Below are 19,681 nucleotides of genomic sequence, written 5' to 3'. Positions count from 1 at the left end.
CCCCCCTTTCATAGGATATGAAAAGGAGGTGCTGCCTTTTTGAGATTCCATACGCAAGTTCCGAAGCGGAAGAAATCGAAAGGCAGATGGCTCAAAATCCTCCTGCCGTCGTTAGTGGTGGCGATCGTCTTCAGTTTCTATTATCTGAATGCCAAACTGACACCCGTCTACATGAAATATGCTGAGGTGCAGACACGTAAAATAGCGGCGCACGTCATCAGCCAGGCGATCCAATCCAGGTCGGACAGTGTCCTGGATGTCAATGATGTGCTCATCAATATCCCGAACGATTCAAAAGAGACCGTGACGATGAAAGTCGATGCCGAGACGATCAGTCAGATCATGGCGGAGATCCATGAGCTTGTGGAGGAGCATCTGGACCGGGCGGAATCCGGAGATCTGGCAATGCTGCCGGACGGGGAAGGGATCGACTTTGACACTGAGGAAATGGAGAAACACGGCGGGGTCGTCTTTTTCGTGCCGATCGGGCAGGTGGCGGGCATTCCGCTGCTCGGTAATCTTGGCCCGAAAATACCGATCCGTTTCCATATCATCGGTGATGTCCATGGCAATATCGATACGAAAATCACGGAATACGGCATTAACAACGTGTATATGGAAGTGAACATAATCCTGGAAGTCAATGTTGAAATCATCATCCCGGTGGCGACAAAACAGAGTACTGTCGAGCATTCCTTCCCAGTGGCGATCGGCATCATCCAGGGAGTCGTACCTCAAATCTACACGAAGGGGGGACAGAGTCCGGCTAATATCGAAGTGCCGATGGGCGACACGAATGCTCCGTAAGCTCCCTTGCATGTCCCTTCACTATCTGGTATGCTGAAAAGGTAATATCATATTCGATAGGGTAGAGGCTGCATTGCTTATGAGTATCACATGCGAGAGTGACGTTGAAGACCATGTGAAAAAGGAAGTTTTGCCGAAGCCGTATGGAGGTCATCTCCATTGCGGTTGGGGTCATTTCGAACAGGAATGGCACTGTCATGGACGTTATATTGTCCGTGATGAGCTACAATCGTCAGTTGGATAACGAACGTGATTATCAAACAAACGACATGTAGACAGCCGGTGCCCGGTACACTTTCACAAGTGAGCGGGTGCCGGCTTTTTGTTTTCCCGCATACCCGAAAACAAAGGAGGAAATTGGAATGATCGGTACTTGGCTTTCGATTCTGCCGCCCGTAATTGCGATTGTCATGGTGTTGACAACGAAGCGGGTCCTGCTGTCACTGAGCGCAGGAATTTTGTCGGCTGCGCTGCTCGTCGCATCGTTCGCACCGGGGGAAACGGCTATGCAGCTCGGAAAAGCACTGGCTGTCTCCTTCTGGGACGATGGCGCACTTAATACGTACAATATTTACATCATGGTGTTCATCCTCTTTCTCGGCGTCATCACCGCGCTCGTCAGCCTGTCAGGCGGCAGCCGGGCATTTGCCGAATGGGCTGTGAAACGCATCCGGACGCGGCGGAGTGCGAAACTGCTGACAGTCGCTGTCGGGATCGCCATCTTCGTGGATGACTACTTCAACGCACTGGCAGTCGGGCAGATTGCACGGCCGATCACCGACCGCCATCAGATTTCACGCGCAAAACTCGCATACTTCATCGACTCGACATCCGCCCCGGTCTGCGTCATTTCCCCGGTTTCGAGCTGGGGGGCATTCCTGATCGGACAGCTGACGCTGATCCTGGCGACAACTACAGCAGTGAACTATTCACCGCTTGGGGCCTTCCTGCTGATGGCCCCTATGAACTTCTATGCTCTCGCTACACTCGCCATGGTCTTCTTCTTCGCCTGGACGAATGTCGATTTCTTCACCATGAAGAAACACGAAAGACGGGCAGAGGAAACAGGCCAGCTGTTCGATCCTGAAAAAGAGATACCGGGACAGTTGAAAGACGAGTTTCCCGAGCATGCCCACGGTCATGTGCGCGATCTAGTCGCCCCGATTGTCACACTGGTGGCCGTCACTCTGACAGCGATGATCGTGACGGGATTCCGGATCGGCGGGGAACTCAACCTCTGGACGATTTTCGAAAATACGGATGTACCTCTGTCACTGGTCTTCGGCGGTGCTGCCGGCATACTTGCAGCGATCATCCTGTACGCCGCACAGTTCAAGGTGAATGAGACCGCTTCCGCCGGCCTGATCGGCAGAGCGTTCGTCAGCGGCGTGAAAGCGATGTTGCCGGCTGTGCTGATCCTGATCCTGGCCTGGTCGCTGACGCATCTCATCGACCTGCTGGAGACTGGGCTGTTCCTGTCCGAAGCCGTCTCGAAGTCGAATATTCCCGTCGGCTTCCTGCCGGTCGTATTGTTTGTCCTGGCCGGCCTGATGGCATTCTCGACAGGCACGTCGTGGGGGTCGTTCGGAATCCTGCTGCCGATAGCAGGGACGATCATGGTGAATGCTGCACCTGAGCTGCTTCTGCCGGCGCTGTCTGCAGTGCTTGCGGGCGCAGTGTTCGGTGACCATTGTTCGCCGATCTCCGATACGACGATCCTGTCGTCCACAGGGGCTGGCAGCAACCATATCGACCATGTTGCCACACAGCTGCCGTATGCACTTGTCGCAGCGGGGATTGCAACAGGAGGGTATATCGTGCTCGGTCTGACCGGTTCGATCTGGATAGGCCTCATCGCTGTCGTGATCATCCTTGCAGTCCTGTTCACTTTCTGGACGATGCGGTCCCGTCAGAATGCAGTGGCTCCTGCAGCTGAATAATAGGTGAAAGGTATTCTTCCATAGTTGTGGGGGATACCTTTTTTCTTGTTTCCTGGAATTCATCAACTAGTTATTTAGAAATAGTTCCCATTATCCAGAGGACAGGAATGACGGGATAATGCTGATTTATCAATCTTGTAATAAGATTATGAAAATTTGTATAGACTGAATTAGAAGTTTGTTCTAGAATAGGGTTACAGACAGAAACGGCCGGCAGACAATCTGCTGATCCGCCTTGTGTTTTGCTTTCTGTCCAAATTTCAGAATAGTTAAAAATAAGGGGGAAGAGAAATGAAATTCAAAAGAGCATGGAGTTTACTGGCAGCAATGACGCTTGGCGTCGGTCTCCTGGCCGGCTGTTCAGACGGAGACGGAGATAAGGGCAGCGCTTCCGGTTCGAAAGACGGCGGCGACATCAAGGTAGGTGTGAACCTCGAATTGTCGGGAGCGGTCGCCTCGTATGGGACATCCGAAGCGGACGGCATCCAGCTGGCGGTCGATGAAATCAACGACGACGGCGGAATCGACGGCCAAAAGATCAAGCTCGTCAAAATCGATAACAAGTCCGATGCTGCGGAAGCAACGAACGCAGCTATCAAACTGACAACACAGGAAAACGTATCCGTCATCATCGGGGCTGCAACGAGCGGTGCGACAGTCGCACAGGCACAGATCGCCAATGACAATAAGACACCGCTCATCAGTCCGTCCGGCACAAGCCCGACCGTCACGGTCAATGAAAAGGGCGACGTGAACGAATATGTTTTCCGGACATCGTTCATCGATCCTTTCCAGGGGACTGTCGCAGCGAACTTCGCATATAACGACTTAGGCGTGAAGAATGTCGCCATCTATGCGGACAACTCGAGCGACTATTCGAAAGGCCTGGCCGCTTCATTCAAAGAGGACTTTGAGAAGGCTGGCGGGAAAGTGATCGCGGAAGAGTCCTATGTAGCGAAAGACTCGGACTTCCGTTCGACACTGACACGTATCAAATCCGCGAACCCTGAATTCATCTTCATCCCGGGCTATTACGAAGAAGTCGGACTGATCGTCAAGCAGGCGCGTGAAATGGGCATCGACGTTCCGCTCATGGGCGCCGATGGCTGGGATTCTCCGACACTGCTGGATCTGGCAGGCGCGGATGCGCTCAACAATACATTCACGACGAACCACTACTCAGCTGATGACCCGGATGGAGCCGTAAAAGCATTCAACGATAAGTTCAATGAGAAATACGGCAAGTCCCCGGATGCCTTCAATGCGCTCGGCTATGATACGGTGTACCTGCTGAAAGATGCAATTGAGCGGGCAGGCAGCGCAGATTCCACGAAAATCAAAGAGGCACTCGAAAAGACGGACGGACTGGATCTCGTAACCGGTACGTATTCCGTCGATGAAAATCACCATCCTGTCAAATCGGCCACCATCCTTGAATACAAAGATGGCGAGCAAGTGTTCAATACGAAGGTGAATCCGTAATATCAGGGGGGCGGGGGAACTCCCTCCCCCTTCTTTTTTTGGATGGAAGTCAGATGAGAAATAAGGAGTGAGACTTCATGGAATGGCTGCAGCAGCTCATCAACGGCATTTCGTTAGGCAGTATCTATGCGCTTATTGCGCTCGGCTATACGATGGTGTACGGCATTATCAAGCTGATCAACTTCGCGCACGGCGAAGTGTTCATGATCGGCGCATTCATCGGTTACATTTCTATTACCGGATGGGGCCTGAGCTTCTTTCCGGCACTGCTCCTGTCGATGGCGATCTGTGCGGTGATTGGCGTCATCATAGAACGTGTCGCGTATAAGCGTCTGCGAAACGCAACACGGATTGCGGCGCTCATCACGGCGATCGGCGTGTCCCTGCTCATTCAGAACGGAGTGATCTACATCCGGGGCGCACAGCCTGCTGCATACCCGGAAGTGTTCGCGAATAAGACATTCAATTTGTTCGGCGCACAGATCAGTACACAGGCGATCCTGATTCTGTCAGTCTCTGTTGTCCTGATGATCATCTTGCAGTTCGTTGTACATAAGACCAAGATCGGGAAAGCGATGCGCGCTGTCTCCTACGATGCGGAAGCTGCAAAACTGATGGGCATCAACGTGGATAACACGATTTCCGCAACGTTTGCGATCGGATCGGCGCTTGCCGGCGCGGCAGGTGTCATCTTCGGAATCTATTACACGAAGATCGATCCGCTGATGGGTGTTATCCCGGGTTTGAAGGCGTTTGTCGCTGCGGTGCTCGGAGGGATCGGCATCATCCCGGGTGCTGTCGCAGGCGGACTTGTCCTCGGTGTCGTGGAAACGGTTGTCAGCGCGCTCGGGTTCTCCCTGTGGCGCGATGCGGCGGCCTTCATCATCCTGATTCTGATCCTGATCTTCAAGCCTTCCGGCATCTTCGGCAAACACACAAGAGAGAAAGTGTAGGTGAAAGGAAATGATGAAAAAATCTAAGCAGTTCTGGGTGTTTGCCGGACTGGCGATCGTCTTCTATGCGGCTGTCCAGTTTGCGATCAGCGGAGGCTTCCTGAATAATTTCTACTCCAATACACTTATCTTCATGGGAATAAATATCATGCTTGCGGTCAGCCTGCACCTCGTCATCGGTATCACCGGACAGTTTTCCCTCGGCCATGCGGGATTCCTGGCGGTCGGCGCGTACGTCGCCGCGATCATGACGATGAAACTCGACCTGCCGTTCGTCGCTGCCATCCTGATCGGCGGCATCGCCGCAGCGCTTGCCGGGCTCGTCGTCGGGATTCCGAGTCTGCGTCTGCGCGGAGACTATCTGGCCATCGCCACGCTCGGGTTCGCGGAGATCATCCGGATCGTGTTCCTCAACATCGATTACGTCGGCGGCGCGGCCGGAATGCAGGTCACCCACCTGACGACGTGGACCTATACATTCATCTGCCTCTTCGTGACGATCCTCGTCATCGTGAACTTCACAAATTCCAGGCATGGGCGGGCCTGCATCGCAGTCAGGGAAAATGAAATCGCCGCTGACGCGATGGGCATCAACACGACGTACTACAAGGTACTCGCATTTGCAATCGGCTCGTTCTTTGCAGGCGTGGCAGGTGCGCTCTATGCGCATAACTTCTATATTATCCAGCCAGCGAACTTCGGGTTCCTGAAATCGATCGATATTCTGATCTATGTCGTGCTGGGCGGTCTTGGCAGTCTGTCAGGGGCGATCGTGGCAACTATCCTGCTGACGGTCGTCTCGACATTCCTGCAGGATTTCCCGGAAACCCGGATGATCCTTTACAGTCTCGTTCTGATCATCGTCATGCTCTACCGGCCGAAAGGGCTGATGGGCAAGCTGGAATTCACCGATTACTTGAAGATGTGGATGCGGCCGAAGGGAGGACGGCAGCATGAGCAGTGACATCTTACTGGATGTCCAGAATACCGGCATCCAATTCGGCGGCTTGAAAGCTGTTTCCGGATTCGATATGAAAATCCATAAAGGGGAACTGGTCGGTCTGATCGGTCCGAACGGGGCCGGCAAGACGACGAGTTTCAACTTGCTGACGGGCGTTTATGTACCGACTGAAGGGGAGATCTTTTTCGACGGGAAGAAGATCAACGGCCTGCCGCCGTTCAAAGTGACGCGACTCGGCATGAGCCGGACGTTCCAGAATATCCGGCTGTTCGACGAACTGTCCGTCCTGAATAACGTGAAAGTGGCCTACCATTCGCTGGCCAAGGATTCCGTACTCAGTTCCATGCTCCGGCTGCCGCCTTATTTCAAAAGTGAACATGAAATGGAAGAGAAGGCGATGGAGTTCCTGAAGATTTTCGAACTCGACCAGTATAAGGACGAAAAGGCGATGAACCTGCCGTACGGGAAACAGCGCCGGCTGGAAATCGCACGGGCGCTGGCGGCCAATCCGAAGCTGCTGCTGCTCGACGAACCGGCTGCGGGCATGAACCCGTTCGAAACGAAGGAACTGATGGATCTGATTGCGTTCATCCGCAAGGAATTCGGGCTGACCATCCTGCTGATCGAGCATGACATGAACCTGGTCATGGGCATCTGTGAACGGATCTATGTACTGGACCACGGTGTGCTGCTCGCGGAAGGGACGCCTGCTGAGATCCGGAACAATCCGAAAGTCATCGAAGCGTATTTGGGGGAGGAAGTCGTATGAGCATGCTGAGCATCCAGGATCTGAATGTCTACTACGGCAGCATCCATGCATTGAAAGGCGTCTCGCTCGAGGTGAACGAAGGGGAGATCGTCACATTGATCGGCGCGAACGGAGCAGGGAAGAGCACTCTCCTGAAAACGGTGTCCGGCCTGCTGAAACCGAAACAGGGGACGATCGAGTATACCGGGTCCGCCATCCAGGGGAAGCCTGCGCAGTCCATCGTCAAGATGGGAGTGTCGCAGGTGCCGGAAGGGCGGCGGGTATTCGCGGAAATGTCCGTGGAGGAGAATATTGAACTCGGCGCGTTCCTCCGCAAGGACAAAGGGGAAATCGGGAAGGATTACAAGAAAGTGTACGACATCTTCCCGAGATTGTACGAACGCCGCAAGCAGTCGGCAGGGACACTGTCCGGCGGCGAGCAGCAGATGCTTGCGATGGGCCGTGCCATCATGGCAAGACCGAAATTGCTGCTGCTCGACGAGCCGTCGATGGGCCTTGCGCCGCTCATGGTGAAAACGATCTTCGAAACGGTCAAAGATATTAATGATGCCGGGACGACCATCCTGCTCGTTGAGCAGAACGCCCACTTGGCATTATCGATTGCGGACCGGGGCTACGTCATCGAGACCGGACGGGTGATCCTGTCCGGGACGGCAGAAGAACTGCAGTCGAGTGAAGAGGTCAGGAACGCCTATCTCGGAGGACATTGACGATAGAAGGAAAACGGCGGAGAGCACCCTTGCGCAGGGTGCTTTTTCTCATGCAGCCCGCTGTCCGGTATGTTGTCCGCCGCCGGATAGTATGGTACATTTACTGAAGCGGGAATTCTGAAAATGTTTAAAGGGAATGGAGTCGATGTCACGATGTCTTGCACACCTGGGACGGGAACGAAAAAAGAGCACATCCGGAAACCGGATTGGCTGAAAATCAAACTGAACACGAATGAAAACTATACAGATCTGAAGAAGCTGATGCGTGAAAAGAATCTGCATACGGTCTGTGAGGAAGCACGCTGTCCGAACATCCATGAATGCTGGGGGGAACGGCGAACAGCTACGTTCATGATCCTCGGGGATACGTGCACACGGGCCTGCCGTTTCTGTGCGGTGAAAACAGGTCTGCCGACCGAACTGGATCTGGCAGAACCGGAGCGGGTCGCGGACTCGGTCGCGCTCATGAATCTGAAGCACGTCGTTGTGACGGCGGTTGCGCGGGACGATCAGAAAGACGGCGGATCCGGGGTGTTCGCGGAGACCATCCGTGCGATCCGGAGAAAGAATCCGTTCACGACAGTGGAAGTGCTCCCTTCCGATATGGGCGGGGAGTATGACAACATCAAGCGCCTGATGGATGCGAAGCCGGATATACTCAACCATAACATCGAAACGGTGAGACGGATGACGCCGCGGGTGCGGGCGCGTGCGAAATACGACCGGTCGCTCGAACTGCTGCGCCGGGCAAAGGAAATGCATCCGGATATTCCGACCAAGTCTTCGATCATGCTCGGTGTCGGTGAAACATGGGAAGAGATCATCGAAACGATGGATGACCTCCGTGCAAACGGTGTGGACATCATGACGATCGGGCAATACTTGCAGCCGACGAAAAAACATCTGGCTGTCCAAAAATATTATACGCCAAAGGAATTCAGGCAGCTCTTCGATATCGCGATGAGCAAAGGCTTCTCCCACTGCCAGTCCGGTCCGCTCGTGCGTTCCAGCTACCATGCGGACGAACAGGTGAACAGCGCGGCAAAGGAACGCCAGCGCAAGGGCGAAGAGGAACTGGAGTCCTTGACGGTGAAAGGCTGAGTCAGCATGACAGAACAGCGGATTACGCTGGATCAGGTTGAATTCGAAGTGATCGAAAATCACCGTGACGGGTTCAATAGTGAAGCGTTGGAAAGCCGATACAGCGAAATACTGTCCAAGTACGATTATATTCTCGGTGACTGGGGATATGGCCAGCTGCGGCTCAAAGGGTTCTTCGATGACCGCAGTTCGAAGGCCACCTACGAAACCAAAATAAGTACACTTCAGGACTATCTGTACGAGTACTGCAATTTCGGCTGTGCGCACTTCGTCCTGAAGAAAATCGGCAAAGTGAAGAAAGAGCAGCCGGATGCATCCCAGCAGCCGAAGGACGGACCTGCGGAGACAACTAAGAAAACTTCATGATCGATCGGCAGGCGTCAGTCAGAAACTTCGGCGGCGCCTGTTTGCTGTGGCAGAGAAACTTACACACTGGAGGCGTCTGTATGTATTTTATCGACAGGAAGAAGATCAGTGAAACACTGGGCTATATGGAAGAATTGCTCACTCAGTTTTCATCGGAGAGCGGCTGGCAGGACAGCTCCCTAAAGAAACTTGCATTGGAACGAATCGCCCAGAGTGTAATCGAATCCGTCATCGATGTCGGCAATTCGATGATCGACGGTTTCATCATGCGGGATCCCGGCAGCTATGATGACATCATCGATATCATGAACGACGAGAAAGTCATCGATCCTGACATGGACCGGCCGCTGAAAGACGTGATCGGCCTGCGCAAAATGCTTGTCCGCGATTTCACGCACGTCGATCTCGACGCAGTGACGAAGACACTTGAAGGCAGCCTGCCGGCACTCAAGCGGTTCCCGGAGCGGGTGCTGACCTATCTCGAAAACGAGCTCGGGCCTGTGTCCGCGTTCCTTCCGGAGGAGTCATCCAGTGACACATTATAAGGCGGTTTGTTTCGACCTGGACGGCACTGTCTATAAAGAGAACGAGCCGATCGAAGAATCGGTCGCGTTCCTCAAGTCGCTGGCAGGCACTTCAGCCGATGCGTATTTCATCACGAACAATTCTTCGCATACCCGCGAACAGATCGTTCGGAAGCTTGCGGCATTCGGTATCGAGACGGATGAATCGCATATTATGACGTCCGCCATTGCCGCTGCTGAATACTGCGCACGGGAGCTGCACGGCAGGACCATCCAGATGATCGGGGAAGCAGGGCTGGAAGAGGCGCTTGCGGAGAAGGGCATCCGGACCGTCAGCCGGGGCGGAGACGTGGTGGTCATGGGAATCGATCACGGCATTACGTATGACAAGCTTGCGGATGCCTGCCTTTCCATCCGGGCAGGTGCTGAATTCATCGCGACGAATGGAGATTTGTCCGTGCCTGGCAAAGAAGGGCTCGTTCCGGGGAACGGGGCGTTTGCCGAACTGGTCCGGTCCTCCACAGGTGTGGCGCCGGTCATCGTCGGCAAACCGGAATCATATATGCTGGAATTCATCCGCCAGGAGAGCGGTGTCCGGAAAGATGAGATGATCATGATCGGTGATAATTATGATACGGATATTCTGTCGGGCATCCGGTACGGCATCGATACGATCCATCTTGAAGGCGGTGTTACACCGCGTGAGCTCGTCCTCAGCAAACCTGAACAGCCTACGCATGTATTCAAATCACTTGCCGACTGGAAAGATCATCAGTTATTCTGAAGGCCGTACAATTGAAAAGGCTGTCCTGTAAGGTCGCAACAACGACCCGGCAGGACAGCCTTCTCCATTTGTTCTATTAAAAAAGAGGGTTCTCTTCGATGAACTGATAAATATTTTCCGTCAGCTCGGCGGGACTGTCCCCCTCGACGACTTCACCATTCACCAGGGCATACAGCGACTCTGCACAAAGTGTACAATAGCTGAGACAGCCGTATTCCAGTACGTCGATATTCGGATCCCTTTCGAGCGTCTCGAGGGTTTCTTGAGAACCATTCGCTAAATTACTGATGCAGAACTCCACTATCGGGTTCACATCCATCACCTCACCTTATCCGATGGTACTCTTTTTTCCCGAAGCCGTCAAAACACTTGCCTTATTGTGAAGGAAGTCACAAACTGTTATACTCAGGAATGAAGAACGATCGGAAATCTCTCAGGCAAAGGAGACTATTATGAAGAAACTAGTATTATTGGGCGCCGGATACGGCAATATGAGAATCCTGAGCCGGATCCTCAGCAATCTGCCCGAAGATGTCGAGGTGACGCTCGTTGACCGCACCTCCTTCCACAGCTTGAAAACGGAATTCTATGCCCTCGCTTCCGGCACAGTCCCTGACAGCGATGTGCGTGTCCAGCTGCCGACCCACGAACGGCTCAAAGTGACGGAAGGCGAAATTGCATCCATCGAGTTGGATGAGAAATGCGTCCTGCTCGCAGATGGAAGGAAAGTGCCCTATGATCAGCTGGTCATCGGACTCGGCTGTGAAGACAACTACCATGACGTCCCGGGTGCACAAGAGTATACATCGAGCATCCAGACGATCGGCCAGTCCCGGGAAACGTACAGGAAACTGCTGAACTTGAGCGGCGGTGCCACCGTCGCGATCGTCGGCGCGGGACTCAGCGGAATAGAACTGGCAAGCGAGCTGCGGGAAAGCCGTTCGGATCTGAACATCAAACTGTTCGACCGCGGTCCCCGGATCCTGCGTGATTTTCCGGAGCGCCTGAGTAATTTCATCCAGAGCTGGTTCGACAAGCACGATGTCGACGTCATTGCAAACTCCAACATTACAAGGGTGGAAGAAAACCGCCTGTTCAATCACGAGGACCGCATCGAAGTCGACGCAGTCGTCTGGACTGCCGGCATCCAGCCGACAAAAGTGGTTCGTGACCTCGATGTCGAAAAAGACAAGTCCAACCGTGTTGTGCTCAATCAGTATCATCAGATACCGGGCCGTGAAGACGTGTATGCAGTCGGTGATATCGCCTCACTCCCGCATGCGCCGAGCGCGCAGCTGGCAGAAGGTCAGGCGGAACAGATCGTCACGGTGCTCCGCCACACGTGGAATGGGGAAAAACTGCCGGACACGATGCCGGATATCAAGCTGAAAGGATTCATGGGATCGCTCGGCAAGAAGCAGGGATTCGCCTATCTCGCTGACCGCACTGTCACAGGCAGGATCGCCCGGCTGCTGAAATCGGGTGTTCTCTGGATGTACAAATGGCATAACGGCTGAAGAGAAAATCGCACGTGCCGGCCGGCAGCGTGCGATTTTTTGTTCTCATTTATAAATTCGCGATTATCACTCAGCCGGCAGGGATGTAACCGTTCTTCTCGAGTTCCCGGTACACCCGCTTCAGCTGGATGTGTCCTTCGCCGACCACTTCCTCATTGACAAGAACAAGCGGATAGAAGTACTCATCATCTTGCACCTTGGCGGCAATATCGGCCTGCCGAGCATCCGTAATGACAGAATCGATATCGATATATACTATTTCAAATGGCTGATCTGGATATTTCCTCCGGATTGCGGCATCGAGCCATTCATACGTATCTTTCGAGGTCGGTGCGTTCACGCAGCTTGCACAGACCACCTCTGCACCGTATACTTCAACTAGGACATGTTTTGTCTCCATCAACAACGCCTCCTGATTCTTCAATGGATTTTTCGGGTGATCCAGTTTATAATGAATATAAAGGAAAGGGGAGTTTACAACCAATGACTGAAGCTACCATGAACGAATCCGTCCAGGAAGTTTTGAATAAATTGCGTCCGTTCCTATTGCGTGACGGCGGTGACTGTGAATTGATCGACGTGGAAGACGGGATCGTTAAACTGCGCCTGCTTGGCGCATGCGGTACGTGCCCTAGTTCGACGATCACATTGAAAGCCGGCATCGAGCGTGCGCTTCTCGAAGAAGTGCCCGGTGTCGTGGAAGTGGAGCAAGTATTCTGATCTTCCGCTGCAACCTGACAGGAATGGGCCGACCGGGCCTGTTCCTGTTTTACGTTTCGTTCCGGATTTCCTGCCACCGCTCCTTCGTCATGTCAATGAGCTGAGGCTCCGTGGATATCCGCTGGTGTTCGATGATGCGGGAGAAGTGCTGGATCGCTTTTTCCCGATCACCGATGCGCCAGGAGAGTTCCGCGATCATATAGAGGACACGGGATTCCGACATCTGCGTGCCGGCATGATCGTCGTTGGAATAGGCTTCTTCGTACAGATTGCGTGCCAATTTCAGAAATCGTGTTTCTTCTCCCTGGCTGTCTGACTCACGGTACAGCCAGGCCGTCCGTACTGCAATACCCGCAATCGTAAGTGCTTTTTCCCGTTTCACCATTGCGCTCAGATAGCCGAGCTTATAGGCATCTATCGCTTCTTCGAGTGTCCGCTCGCCGCCGAGGGAGCGCGGCTGCCAGCCGGCAGTGATGACCGCAGCGATCTGTTCTTTCGTTCCCGGCGCAAAGTACGGAGCGAAGTCCTCCGTAAACGAAAAGCCGCACGCCGGGCATACGGCAATATTATAGAAAAGGGGGTTTACGGCACGGTCCTTGTAATTCGGTTTGAAATCGCTATCGGTCGACGCGACTCTTGCAAACCGGGACCGCACCTTTGTCGTCGTGAAGTGCTCCTTGCAGTTCAGGCAAGTCATCTTCTTATCATAGAGCGGGGTCACTTCCATGGCAGATCATCCTTTCATGCATTCCTTCCCAGTATACCAAACAGACAGGACCAAAGGGATTTTGTTGGATTGGAAATTTTAATATTGATATAATAGAAACAAATTAGGAGGAGATCATATGACACAACTGATCAACTTATCGGAATCAGCTGCATACCGCGTCAAACAGATGATGGAGCATAACGGGGAAGAAGGCTCTTTCCTCCGTGTCTCGGTCAATGGCGGCGGCTGCAGCGGACTGACATACGGCATGGGATTCGACAAGGAACAGCATGATACGGATCAGATGCTTGAACTGCACGGTATCCAGATTGTCGTCTCTTCCGAAGATACCGACATCCTGGCCGGAACGGAAATCGATTACAAGGAGTCTCTCATGGGCGGCGGATTCACAATCGAAAATCCGAATGCGATTGCATCATGCGGATGCGGGACTTCATTCCGCACAGCAAAGAAAGCCGGCGCGCCGGCGAGCTGCGACTGATCGGCCATTTGCACATGATGCATTTCAGGAAAGCCCTTCACCGGTGTCAGCCGGCGGAGGGCTTTTCGTATGGCCCGGGTGCAGGGCCCGCTCAGCGCAAAATACACTTCCGTGAATTGTGAAGTTCATCCGAACTTATTTCGACAGCAATCATAAGAAACCGAAACTGCTATTGTATTGGCATGGTAAAAAGGCTACTATAATATGTGGAAACGAAATAACCGCGCTGGATTGCAGGGTCGCACGATTTTTGCAAACCGGCACATCATACATGTAAAGGTGGAACCGATTGCCGTGAAAAGACCTACAATCCTCGTGTTAGGCGCCGGATATGGCGGATTGTCTACTGTAGTGAACCTTCAGAAGTCACTTGGAACAGACGAAGCCGAAATCATCCTCATCAACAAAAACGATTACCACTACGAATCGACCTGGCTCCATGAAGCAGCTGCCGGGACACTGAGCCCCGAGCAGGTGCGGTACGATATCAGCCGCGTCATTAAAAAGGATAAAGTGACATTCGTCAAAGCGGAAGTGACAGGAATCGATGTCAGCGGGAAGACCGTCGCATCGACTGCCGGAGACTTCACGTACGACTATCTCGTCATCGCACTCGGATTCGAAGGCGAGACGTTCGGTATCCCGGGTCTCGACAGATATGCGCTTTCGATCGCCAATGTAAACGCTGCACGTCAGATCCGCGAGCATATCGAGTACCAGTTCGCCACTTGGTCGCAAGAAGAAGAGAAGTCCGACAGCCGTCTGACCATCATCGTCGGCGGCGCCGGGTTCACCGGCATCGAGTTCCTTGGCGAACTCGGGGACCGTATCCCGAAACTTTGTGAAGAATTCGACGTGCCGGCGGACAAAGTGAAAGTCCTTTGTGTTGAGGCTGCGCCGATGGTGCTTCCCGGATTCGACCCGGAACTCGTCGATTATGCAGTGCGCCAGCTCAAGTCCAAAGGCATCGAGTTTTCGATCGGCACACCGGTCGTCGAAGCGACACCGGAAGGCGTCAAGCTCAAAAAGGGCGAGGACGAATTCGAATTCATCGAGGCGGGGACTGTGGTCTGGGCTGCAGGCGTCCGCGGCAACCGCCTTATTGAAGAAACGGGCATCGAAAATATGCGTGCCCGTGTCAAAGTCGAAAAAGACCTGCGCGCGCCTGGATACGATGATGTGTTCATCGTCGGGGACTGCGCACTGATGATCAACGAAGAGGTCAACCGGCCGTATCCGCCGACTGCGCAGATCGCGATGCAGCAGGGCGACATGTGTGCGAACAACCTCATAGCTCTCATGAAAGGCCAGCCGACATCTCCATTTGTGCCGGACTTGAAGGGCAGCATTGCGTCGCTCGGCTCAAGTGACGCGATCGGTGTCGCGTTCGGCAAGAAGATGACCGGCGCGAAAGCCTCGTTCATGAAAAAGATGGTCGACAACCGCGCGCTGTACTTGATCGGCGGTGCCGGACTGACATTCAAAAAAGGGAAATTCGATTTCCTGTAAGACATGCAGTTTAAAGTTGACGAGATTCGATAGGAACGCAAAAATGCGCAGAGGAATTACATCCTCTGCGCATTTTCTATTTGCTGCAAGTATTTACTAATGCGTGAACAGAGTGTACCTGAGCGGAAAAAGGCCGACTCCTGCGGGAACCAGCGCCAGTCTTGAGACTCCGCAAAAGCGGAGCGATGAGGAGGCTCAAGGGCGCCCCGCGGAAAGCGTGCCTTTTGCAGCGAAGGGAAACGGGCCGGTTTGCAGTATGATCCCCAAGTCTTTTGCTTTTTCGACAACTTCATGACAGTTGTCCAGGCTGTTGAAAGGGGGGGAGGAATCCGGTAAACTAGACTAAGGAAAATGGAGGTCATCGATTTGGGAACAATTTCACTCACAGAGATCATCCTGTCAGTCCTCATCTTTATCGTCATGTTCTTCGGCATCGGTTTTTTGCTGAATATGCTATTGCGCATGTCGTGGATCATGGCGGTCATCTACCCGATTGTCGTCATCCTGATCATAGATGAAGTGAAGGCATATGAATACATCACGAAACCGGGTCATGCATTCAGCCTGCTCGGAGAGAAACTGATGGCGCTCCACACCGTCGACATCGTCATCCTGTCGAGCGGAATGCTCGGTGCGATCATCTCAGGTATCGTCAGCAAGCTCTTGCGTAAGCAGGGTTATCAGATGTTTTAACGAAACGCCCGGACGGCTTTGTCCGGGCGTTTTGTCATAGTATGAAGGTATAGGTGATAACGGAGATCAGGATGCCGGTGATCGCGCCAGCGGCCACTTCATTCGGCTTGTGGCCGAGAAGGGTCTTGAGTTCCTGCATCTTCTGCTCATCGTCTTTCTGGACCCAGTCTTTCGCTTCACTGACGAACACTTGGAAGTCCCTCCGCATTTCGTTGATGATGACCGCCTGCTGGCCGGCCTGATACCGTATGCCCGTCGCATCGAACATGACGATCACTGCAAAGATGGCCGATACCGCAAACAGGGACGAATCGAGTCCATGCTCATAGGCGACAGCGGTTGTAAGTGCCGTGACAGCCGCAGAGTGGGAGCTTGGCATACCGCCTGTCGACGTCATCAGCTTCCAGTCGAGCTCCCGCGTCAGCAGGAAGTGGATCGGTATTTTGACGAATTGGGCAAAAAGGATCCCAAACAGCGCTACGAGCAATGGGACGTTGTTCAGTATCATCATGCAGGCACTCCTCGTATGAAATAGTCATTGTATTAGTACGGAACCCGAAGAATCTTTTTCGTTTCCTCCTCAACTGGTATATAATTAGAATGTATGAAAATGAGGAGGTAGTCAAATGAAAACAACCATTGCGAACAAGGAAATCGAACAGGCGGCGCTCGATGTGCTCGTCGTCGGCCTGCCGGAACATCCGGAAAACTTGGAAAGATGGGACAGTCTGAATGACCTGTTCGGCGGACGTCTGCTGGATTGGGTGAAAGAAGGGGATGTCTCCACCGATCTGAAAGCGGTCACAAAACTGCCGGCTGCTTCCGGTACAGCGGTCAAACGTGTCCTCTTCATCGGCCTCGGTCCAGCGAAGAAGCTGACTGACCAGATTCTGCTGGAAGTCTTCGCGAAAGCCGGAAAAGAGCTGAAAGGACGGAAAGCGGAAAATGTCTCGATCTGGGCGGATTCCTTTACAACGGATACACTGGAAGCGGATGACACTGCATTTGCCGCAATCCAGGGAATGCTTCTGGGCAGCTACCAATTCGATGACTATAAAACGACGTCGAATGAAAAGGACTTCTGCTTCGCTGAAATTGAACTGATCAGCACGGCAGATGAGGACGAGCTGAAGGCCGCAGCCGAAGTGGGAAGAGTGCATGCGGAAGCTGTCAATTCCGCACGGACACTCGTCAACACACCGCCGAATATCCTGACAGCGGTCAAGATGGCGGAGCATGCGGAACAACTGGCGGAACGGTATGATTTCGAACTGGAAGTGCTCGGGAAAGAGGAGATGGAAGAACTCGGCATGGGAGCGATCCTTGCGGTCAACAAAGGGTCTGTCGAAGAGCCGCGGCTCATCGTCCTCAAGTATGCGGGCGGCAATGAGGACTGGACGGATGTTGTCGGACTGGTCGGAAAAGGCATCACCTATGATACCGGCGGCTACTCGCTGAAACCGAAAGACGGTATGGTCGGCATGAAGGGAGATATGGGAGGCGCTGCAGCTGTGTTCGGCGCAATGCAGATCATCGGTGAGCTGCGTCCGAAAAAGAACGTCATTGCAGTCATCGCTTCGACAGACAACATGGTATCAGGTGATGCGTTCAAACCGGATGATGTCATCACGTCCCTGTCCGGCAAGACGATCGAGGTGCTCAATACGGATGCGGAAGGCAGGCTGGTTCTGGCGGATGCAGTCACTTACGCGAAGCAGTCGGGTGCGGACTGCCTGATCGATGTCGCGACCTTGACAGGCGGCGTCATCGTCGCACTTGGCAAGGATAAGACGGGTGCCTTAACGAATGATGAGGCATTTTTCGAATCGTTCATGGAAGCTTCCCTCGAAACTGGCGAGTTCGTCTGGCGGCTGCCGCTCACCGAAAACGACAAGAAGCGTCTGCGCACAAGCGATATGGCGGACCTTAACAATTCCCCTGGCCGTGACGGCCATATGATTTTCGGCGGGGGGTTTGTCGGCGAATTTGCAGGCGATACCCCGTGGATCCATCTCGATATCGCGGGTACGTCAGAAGCAGGCGCACCGCATGATCTCGGGCCGAAAGGGGCGACCGGCGTCATGTCCCGCACGCTTGCGACATTCATCGAGCGCCTGGCGGAGGAAGAGCCGGACGCGGAATAGGCAGCTGCCTGCCTCCCCGTAAGCCCATTGAATAGGATAGGTGGGAAAGGGGGAGGACGATGTCACGTTATCGAGGTAATTCCTTTGGAGGCTACGGAGGCGGCGGATTCGGTTATGGATTCGGTGCGCCGTTCCTCGGGGGGCTCGTCGGCAGTTTCATTGGAAATGCGTTTCAGCCATACGGAGGAGGCGGCTACGGAGGCGGATATGGAGGATATCCGCCGTATGGAGGGTATCCTCCATATGGATATTCCCCATACAGCTATTATCCGCCGTACTCACCTTACGGCTATTGGTGACACTTAAAATAGGCTATACCTGCTGTATCGGCAGGACGGAAAAAAGCAGCTTCCCGGCACAATACCGGAAAGCTGCTTTTTCATTCTTCTTCATGTGATTTCTGTTCCCCGATCGCTTGACCTAAGTCGTCACCGACGGTAAGGTCGGTCGGCTTGACGCCGGACATGTAGGCGGCGCGGCTCATCAAGTGACCCCCGACCGGAGAGGTGATGAACAGGAACACACTTCCGAGCAGAAGCTGGATACTGAAATGCCCTTTGATCCACCAGAAGTGGAGGAACACCCCGACCAGGATGCCGAGTACGCCGAGCGTGGCGCTCTTGGAAGCGGCGTGCGCCCGTGTATAGACGTCCGGCAGCCGCAGGATACCGACCACCGTGACAACTGTGAAAAACACACCGACGGCTATGCAGAACCCGATAACTAGATTAGCGACGTATATCACGGTCGATGATCGCCCCTTTCTCGATGAATTTCGAGAATGATACCGTGCCGATGAATGACATGATCGCAATCAGCAGAATGACATCGATGAAGTACATCGTGTCGAACGCAATGGACAGCAGGGCGATGATGGAAATGAGCATGATACCGATCCCGTCAAGTGCAATCAGCCGGTCAGGTGTCGAAGGCCCTTTGAAGACCCGCACCAGCGTTCCGAGCATCGACAGGAAGACGATGATCAGGCAGATCCATATGAACAGCTTCATGTCCGGCTCACCTCCAGTATCGCTTTTTCAAATGATTCCCGAATGGAATTGATGGCTTCGTCAACATCATCCACGTCGATGGCGTGCACATACAGCGTCCGCTGGTCATCTGAGACATGGACGACGATGGTACCCGGTGTCAGCGTGATCAGACTGGACAGAAGAGTGATCTGCCAGTCTTTTTCGAGGAGCGTCGGCATCGCGAAGATCATCGGCTGCAGATGCAGCTTAGGCCTCAAGACGAGCATAGCGACTGAAATATTCGACAGGATCAGTTCCTTGAAGAAGATGACCGTCAGCTTGACACATGCCCACAGACGGAAAAAGTAAAGCCTGTCCCGGAAAAACCGCCGGGTCAGTAAGATCAGCAGGACGCCGATCAAATAGCCGATGACAAAAGTGGATGGAGTGAAAGTCGCCGTAATGAGCACCCACGTAATTGCGATGAAGAAATTCAATAAGATTTGAAATGCCAACGTG

At 53.4% G+C, this 19,681-nt stretch carries 25 protein-coding genes and 1 riboswitch; of the genes, 18 read left to right on the top strand and 7 right to left on the bottom strand.

Features of this window, described 5'->3' with window-relative positions; all coding sequences use genetic code 11:
* The first annotated feature begins 39 nt into the window (after window positions 1–39).
* The 11 genes from yunB (at window position 40) to BN1190_RS03840 (ending at window position 10,397) form a co-directional block, all read left to right on the top strand.
* Window positions 40–807 (top strand): sporulation protein YunB, encoded by a 768-nt coding sequence (gene yunB, locus BN1190_RS03890; RefSeq protein WP_040285724.1) that lies wholly within the window; start codon window positions 40–42, stop codon window positions 805–807.
* 54 nt (window positions 808–861) lie between these two features.
* A riboswitch (Lysine riboswitch) is annotated at window positions 862–1,041 on the top strand.
* Window positions 1,042–1,169: 128 nt separating this feature from the next.
* The gene (locus BN1190_RS03885) at window positions 1,170–2,747 is read left to right on the top strand and encodes a Na+/H+ antiporter NhaC family protein (protein ID WP_040285723.1); all 1,578 of its coding nucleotides are present in this window, start codon (window positions 1,170–1,172) and stop codon (window positions 2,745–2,747) included.
* A gap of 291 nt (window positions 2,748–3,038) precedes the next feature.
* Window positions 3,039–4,229 carry an ABC transporter substrate-binding protein gene (locus BN1190_RS03880; RefSeq protein ID WP_040285722.1) on the top strand — a complete coding sequence of 397 codons (1,191 nt, stop codon included), beginning with the start codon at window positions 3,039–3,041 and terminating at the stop codon, window positions 4,227–4,229.
* A 77-nt stretch (window positions 4,230–4,306) separates the two neighbouring features.
* Complete coding sequence (locus BN1190_RS03875) at window positions 4,307–5,182, top strand: branched-chain amino acid ABC transporter permease (protein ID WP_040285721.1); 876 nt, start codon at window positions 4,307–4,309, stop codon at window positions 5,180–5,182.
* A 13-nt stretch (window positions 5,183–5,195) separates the two neighbouring features.
* Entirely contained in the window at window positions 5,196–6,146 is a 951-nt protein-coding gene (locus tag BN1190_RS03870; protein ID WP_040285995.1) for a branched-chain amino acid ABC transporter permease, read from the top strand.
* Entirely contained in the window at window positions 6,136–6,912 is a 777-nt protein-coding gene (locus BN1190_RS03865; RefSeq protein ID WP_040285720.1) for an ABC transporter ATP-binding protein, read from the top strand. The genes BN1190_RS03870 and BN1190_RS03865 overlap by 11 nt, the downstream gene beginning before the upstream one ends.
* A gap of 2 nt (window positions 6,913–6,914) precedes the next feature.
* Window positions 6,915–7,622, top strand: a complete 708-nt coding sequence (locus BN1190_RS03860) for an ABC transporter ATP-binding protein (protein ID WP_040285994.1) — start codon at window positions 6,915–6,917, stop codon at window positions 7,620–7,622.
* A 153-nt stretch (window positions 7,623–7,775) separates the two neighbouring features.
* Window positions 7,776–8,723, top strand: a complete 948-nt coding sequence (lipA, locus tag BN1190_RS03855) for a lipoyl synthase (protein ID WP_040285993.1) — start codon at window positions 7,776–7,778, stop codon at window positions 8,721–8,723.
* 6 nt (window positions 8,724–8,729) lie between these two features.
* Window positions 8,730–9,089 carry a YutD family protein gene (locus tag BN1190_RS03850; RefSeq protein ID WP_040285719.1) on the top strand — a complete coding sequence of 120 codons (360 nt, stop codon included), beginning with the start codon at window positions 8,730–8,732 and terminating at the stop codon, window positions 9,087–9,089.
* Between the two features lie 80 nt (window positions 9,090–9,169).
* Entirely contained in the window at window positions 9,170–9,634 is a 465-nt protein-coding gene (locus BN1190_RS03845; protein ID WP_040285718.1) for a DUF86 domain-containing protein, read from the top strand.
* A complete protein-coding gene (locus BN1190_RS03840; protein WP_040285717.1) occupies window positions 9,621–10,397 on the top strand; it encodes a TIGR01457 family HAD-type hydrolase in 777 nt (258 codons plus the stop codon). The genes BN1190_RS03845 and BN1190_RS03840 overlap by 14 nt, the downstream gene beginning before the upstream one ends.
* A gap of 76 nt (window positions 10,398–10,473) precedes the next feature.
* Here BN1190_RS03840 and BN1190_RS03835 read toward each other — a convergent pair whose 3' ends face one another.
* Window positions 10,474–10,710 (bottom strand): YuzB family protein, encoded by a 237-nt coding sequence (locus tag BN1190_RS03835; RefSeq protein WP_040285992.1) that lies wholly within the window; start codon window positions 10,708–10,710, stop codon window positions 10,474–10,476.
* Between the two features lie 139 nt (window positions 10,711–10,849).
* On the opposite strand from BN1190_RS03835, the gene BN1190_RS03830 reads away from it, so the two are divergent.
* Complete coding sequence (locus tag BN1190_RS03830; protein WP_040285716.1) at window positions 10,850–11,914, top strand: NAD(P)/FAD-dependent oxidoreductase; 1,065 nt, start codon at window positions 10,850–10,852, stop codon at window positions 11,912–11,914.
* A gap of 70 nt (window positions 11,915–11,984) precedes the next feature.
* Here the strand turns inward: BN1190_RS03830 and BN1190_RS03825 are convergent, their stop codons facing one another.
* Window positions 11,985–12,314: a YuzD family protein gene (locus tag BN1190_RS03825; RefSeq protein ID WP_040285715.1), complete on the bottom strand. Its 330-nt coding sequence runs from the start codon at window positions 12,312–12,314 to the stop codon at window positions 11,985–11,987.
* A gap of 23 nt (window positions 12,315–12,337) precedes the next feature.
* On the opposite strand from BN1190_RS03825, the gene BN1190_RS03820 reads away from it, so the two are divergent.
* On the top strand, window positions 12,338–12,634 hold the full coding sequence (locus BN1190_RS03820; protein ID WP_425313919.1) for a NifU family protein: 297 nt from the start codon (window positions 12,338–12,340) through the stop codon (window positions 12,632–12,634).
* Window positions 12,635–12,683: 49 nt separating this feature from the next.
* Here BN1190_RS03820 and BN1190_RS03815 read toward each other — a convergent pair whose 3' ends face one another.
* Window positions 12,684–13,361, bottom strand: coding sequence for a DUF2225 domain-containing protein (locus BN1190_RS03815; protein ID WP_040285714.1), 678 nt, complete (start codon window positions 13,359–13,361; stop codon window positions 12,684–12,686).
* 118 nt (window positions 13,362–13,479) lie between these two features.
* On the opposite strand from BN1190_RS03815, the gene BN1190_RS03810 reads away from it, so the two are divergent.
* The 3 genes from BN1190_RS03810 (at window position 13,480) to BN1190_RS03800 (ending at window position 16,047) form a co-directional block, all read left to right on the top strand.
* The gene (locus BN1190_RS03810; RefSeq protein WP_040285713.1) at window positions 13,480–13,845 is read left to right on the top strand and encodes a HesB/IscA family protein; all 366 of its coding nucleotides are present in this window, start codon (window positions 13,480–13,482) and stop codon (window positions 13,843–13,845) included.
* A gap of 294 nt (window positions 13,846–14,139) precedes the next feature.
* Complete coding sequence (locus tag BN1190_RS03805; protein ID WP_040285991.1) at window positions 14,140–15,354, top strand: NAD(P)/FAD-dependent oxidoreductase; 1,215 nt, start codon at window positions 14,140–14,142, stop codon at window positions 15,352–15,354.
* 420 nt (window positions 15,355–15,774) lie between these two features.
* Window positions 15,775–16,047, top strand: coding sequence for a YuiB family protein (locus tag BN1190_RS03800; protein ID WP_425313922.1), 273 nt, complete (start codon window positions 15,775–15,777; stop codon window positions 16,045–16,047).
* A gap of 34 nt (window positions 16,048–16,081) precedes the next feature.
* Here the strand turns inward: BN1190_RS03800 and BN1190_RS03795 are convergent, their stop codons facing one another.
* Entirely contained in the window at window positions 16,082–16,558 is a 477-nt protein-coding gene (locus BN1190_RS03795) for a divergent PAP2 family protein (protein WP_040285712.1), read from the bottom strand.
* Window positions 16,559–16,673: 115 nt separating this feature from the next.
* Here BN1190_RS03795 and BN1190_RS03790 point away from each other — a divergent pair, with 115 nt between their 5' ends.
* Together BN1190_RS03790 and BN1190_RS03785 are read left to right on the top strand one after the other, a co-directional pair.
* Window positions 16,674–18,191: a leucyl aminopeptidase gene (locus tag BN1190_RS03790; RefSeq protein ID WP_040285711.1), complete on the top strand. Its 1,518-nt coding sequence runs from the start codon at window positions 16,674–16,676 to the stop codon at window positions 18,189–18,191.
* 59 nt (window positions 18,192–18,250) lie between these two features.
* Complete coding sequence (locus BN1190_RS03785) at window positions 18,251–18,490, top strand: hypothetical protein (RefSeq protein WP_082023256.1); 240 nt, start codon at window positions 18,251–18,253, stop codon at window positions 18,488–18,490.
* An 80-nt stretch (window positions 18,491–18,570) separates the two neighbouring features.
* On the opposite strand, the gene mnhG is transcribed toward BN1190_RS03785, so the two are convergent.
* From mnhG to BN1190_RS03770, 3 genes are read right to left on the bottom strand one after another with little or no spacing between them, the layout of a single operon-like run.
* Entirely contained in the window at window positions 18,571–18,936 is a 366-nt protein-coding gene (gene mnhG, locus BN1190_RS03780; protein WP_082023255.1) for a monovalent cation/H(+) antiporter subunit G, read from the bottom strand.
* Window positions 18,920–19,201: a Na(+)/H(+) antiporter subunit F1 gene (locus BN1190_RS03775; protein ID WP_040285708.1), complete on the bottom strand. Its 282-nt coding sequence runs from the start codon at window positions 19,199–19,201 to the stop codon at window positions 18,920–18,922. Before BN1190_RS03775 ends, mnhG begins: the two co-directional genes overlap by 17 nt.
* Window positions 19,198–19,677 carry a Na+/H+ antiporter subunit E gene (locus BN1190_RS03770; RefSeq protein ID WP_040285707.1) on the bottom strand — a complete coding sequence of 160 codons (480 nt, stop codon included), beginning with the start codon at window positions 19,675–19,677 and terminating at the stop codon, window positions 19,198–19,200. Before BN1190_RS03770 ends, BN1190_RS03775 begins: the two co-directional genes overlap by 4 nt.
* Window positions 19,678–19,681 lie beyond the last annotated feature (4 nt).

The organism is Sporosarcina koreensis (assembly GCF_000826145.2).
Taxonomy (GTDB): domain Bacteria; phylum Bacillota; class Bacilli; order Bacillales_A; family Planococcaceae; genus Sporosarcina; species Sporosarcina trichiuri.
Note: the sequence above shows the minus strand (reverse complement) of the source record. Positions and strands in the feature narration are given on the sequence as shown.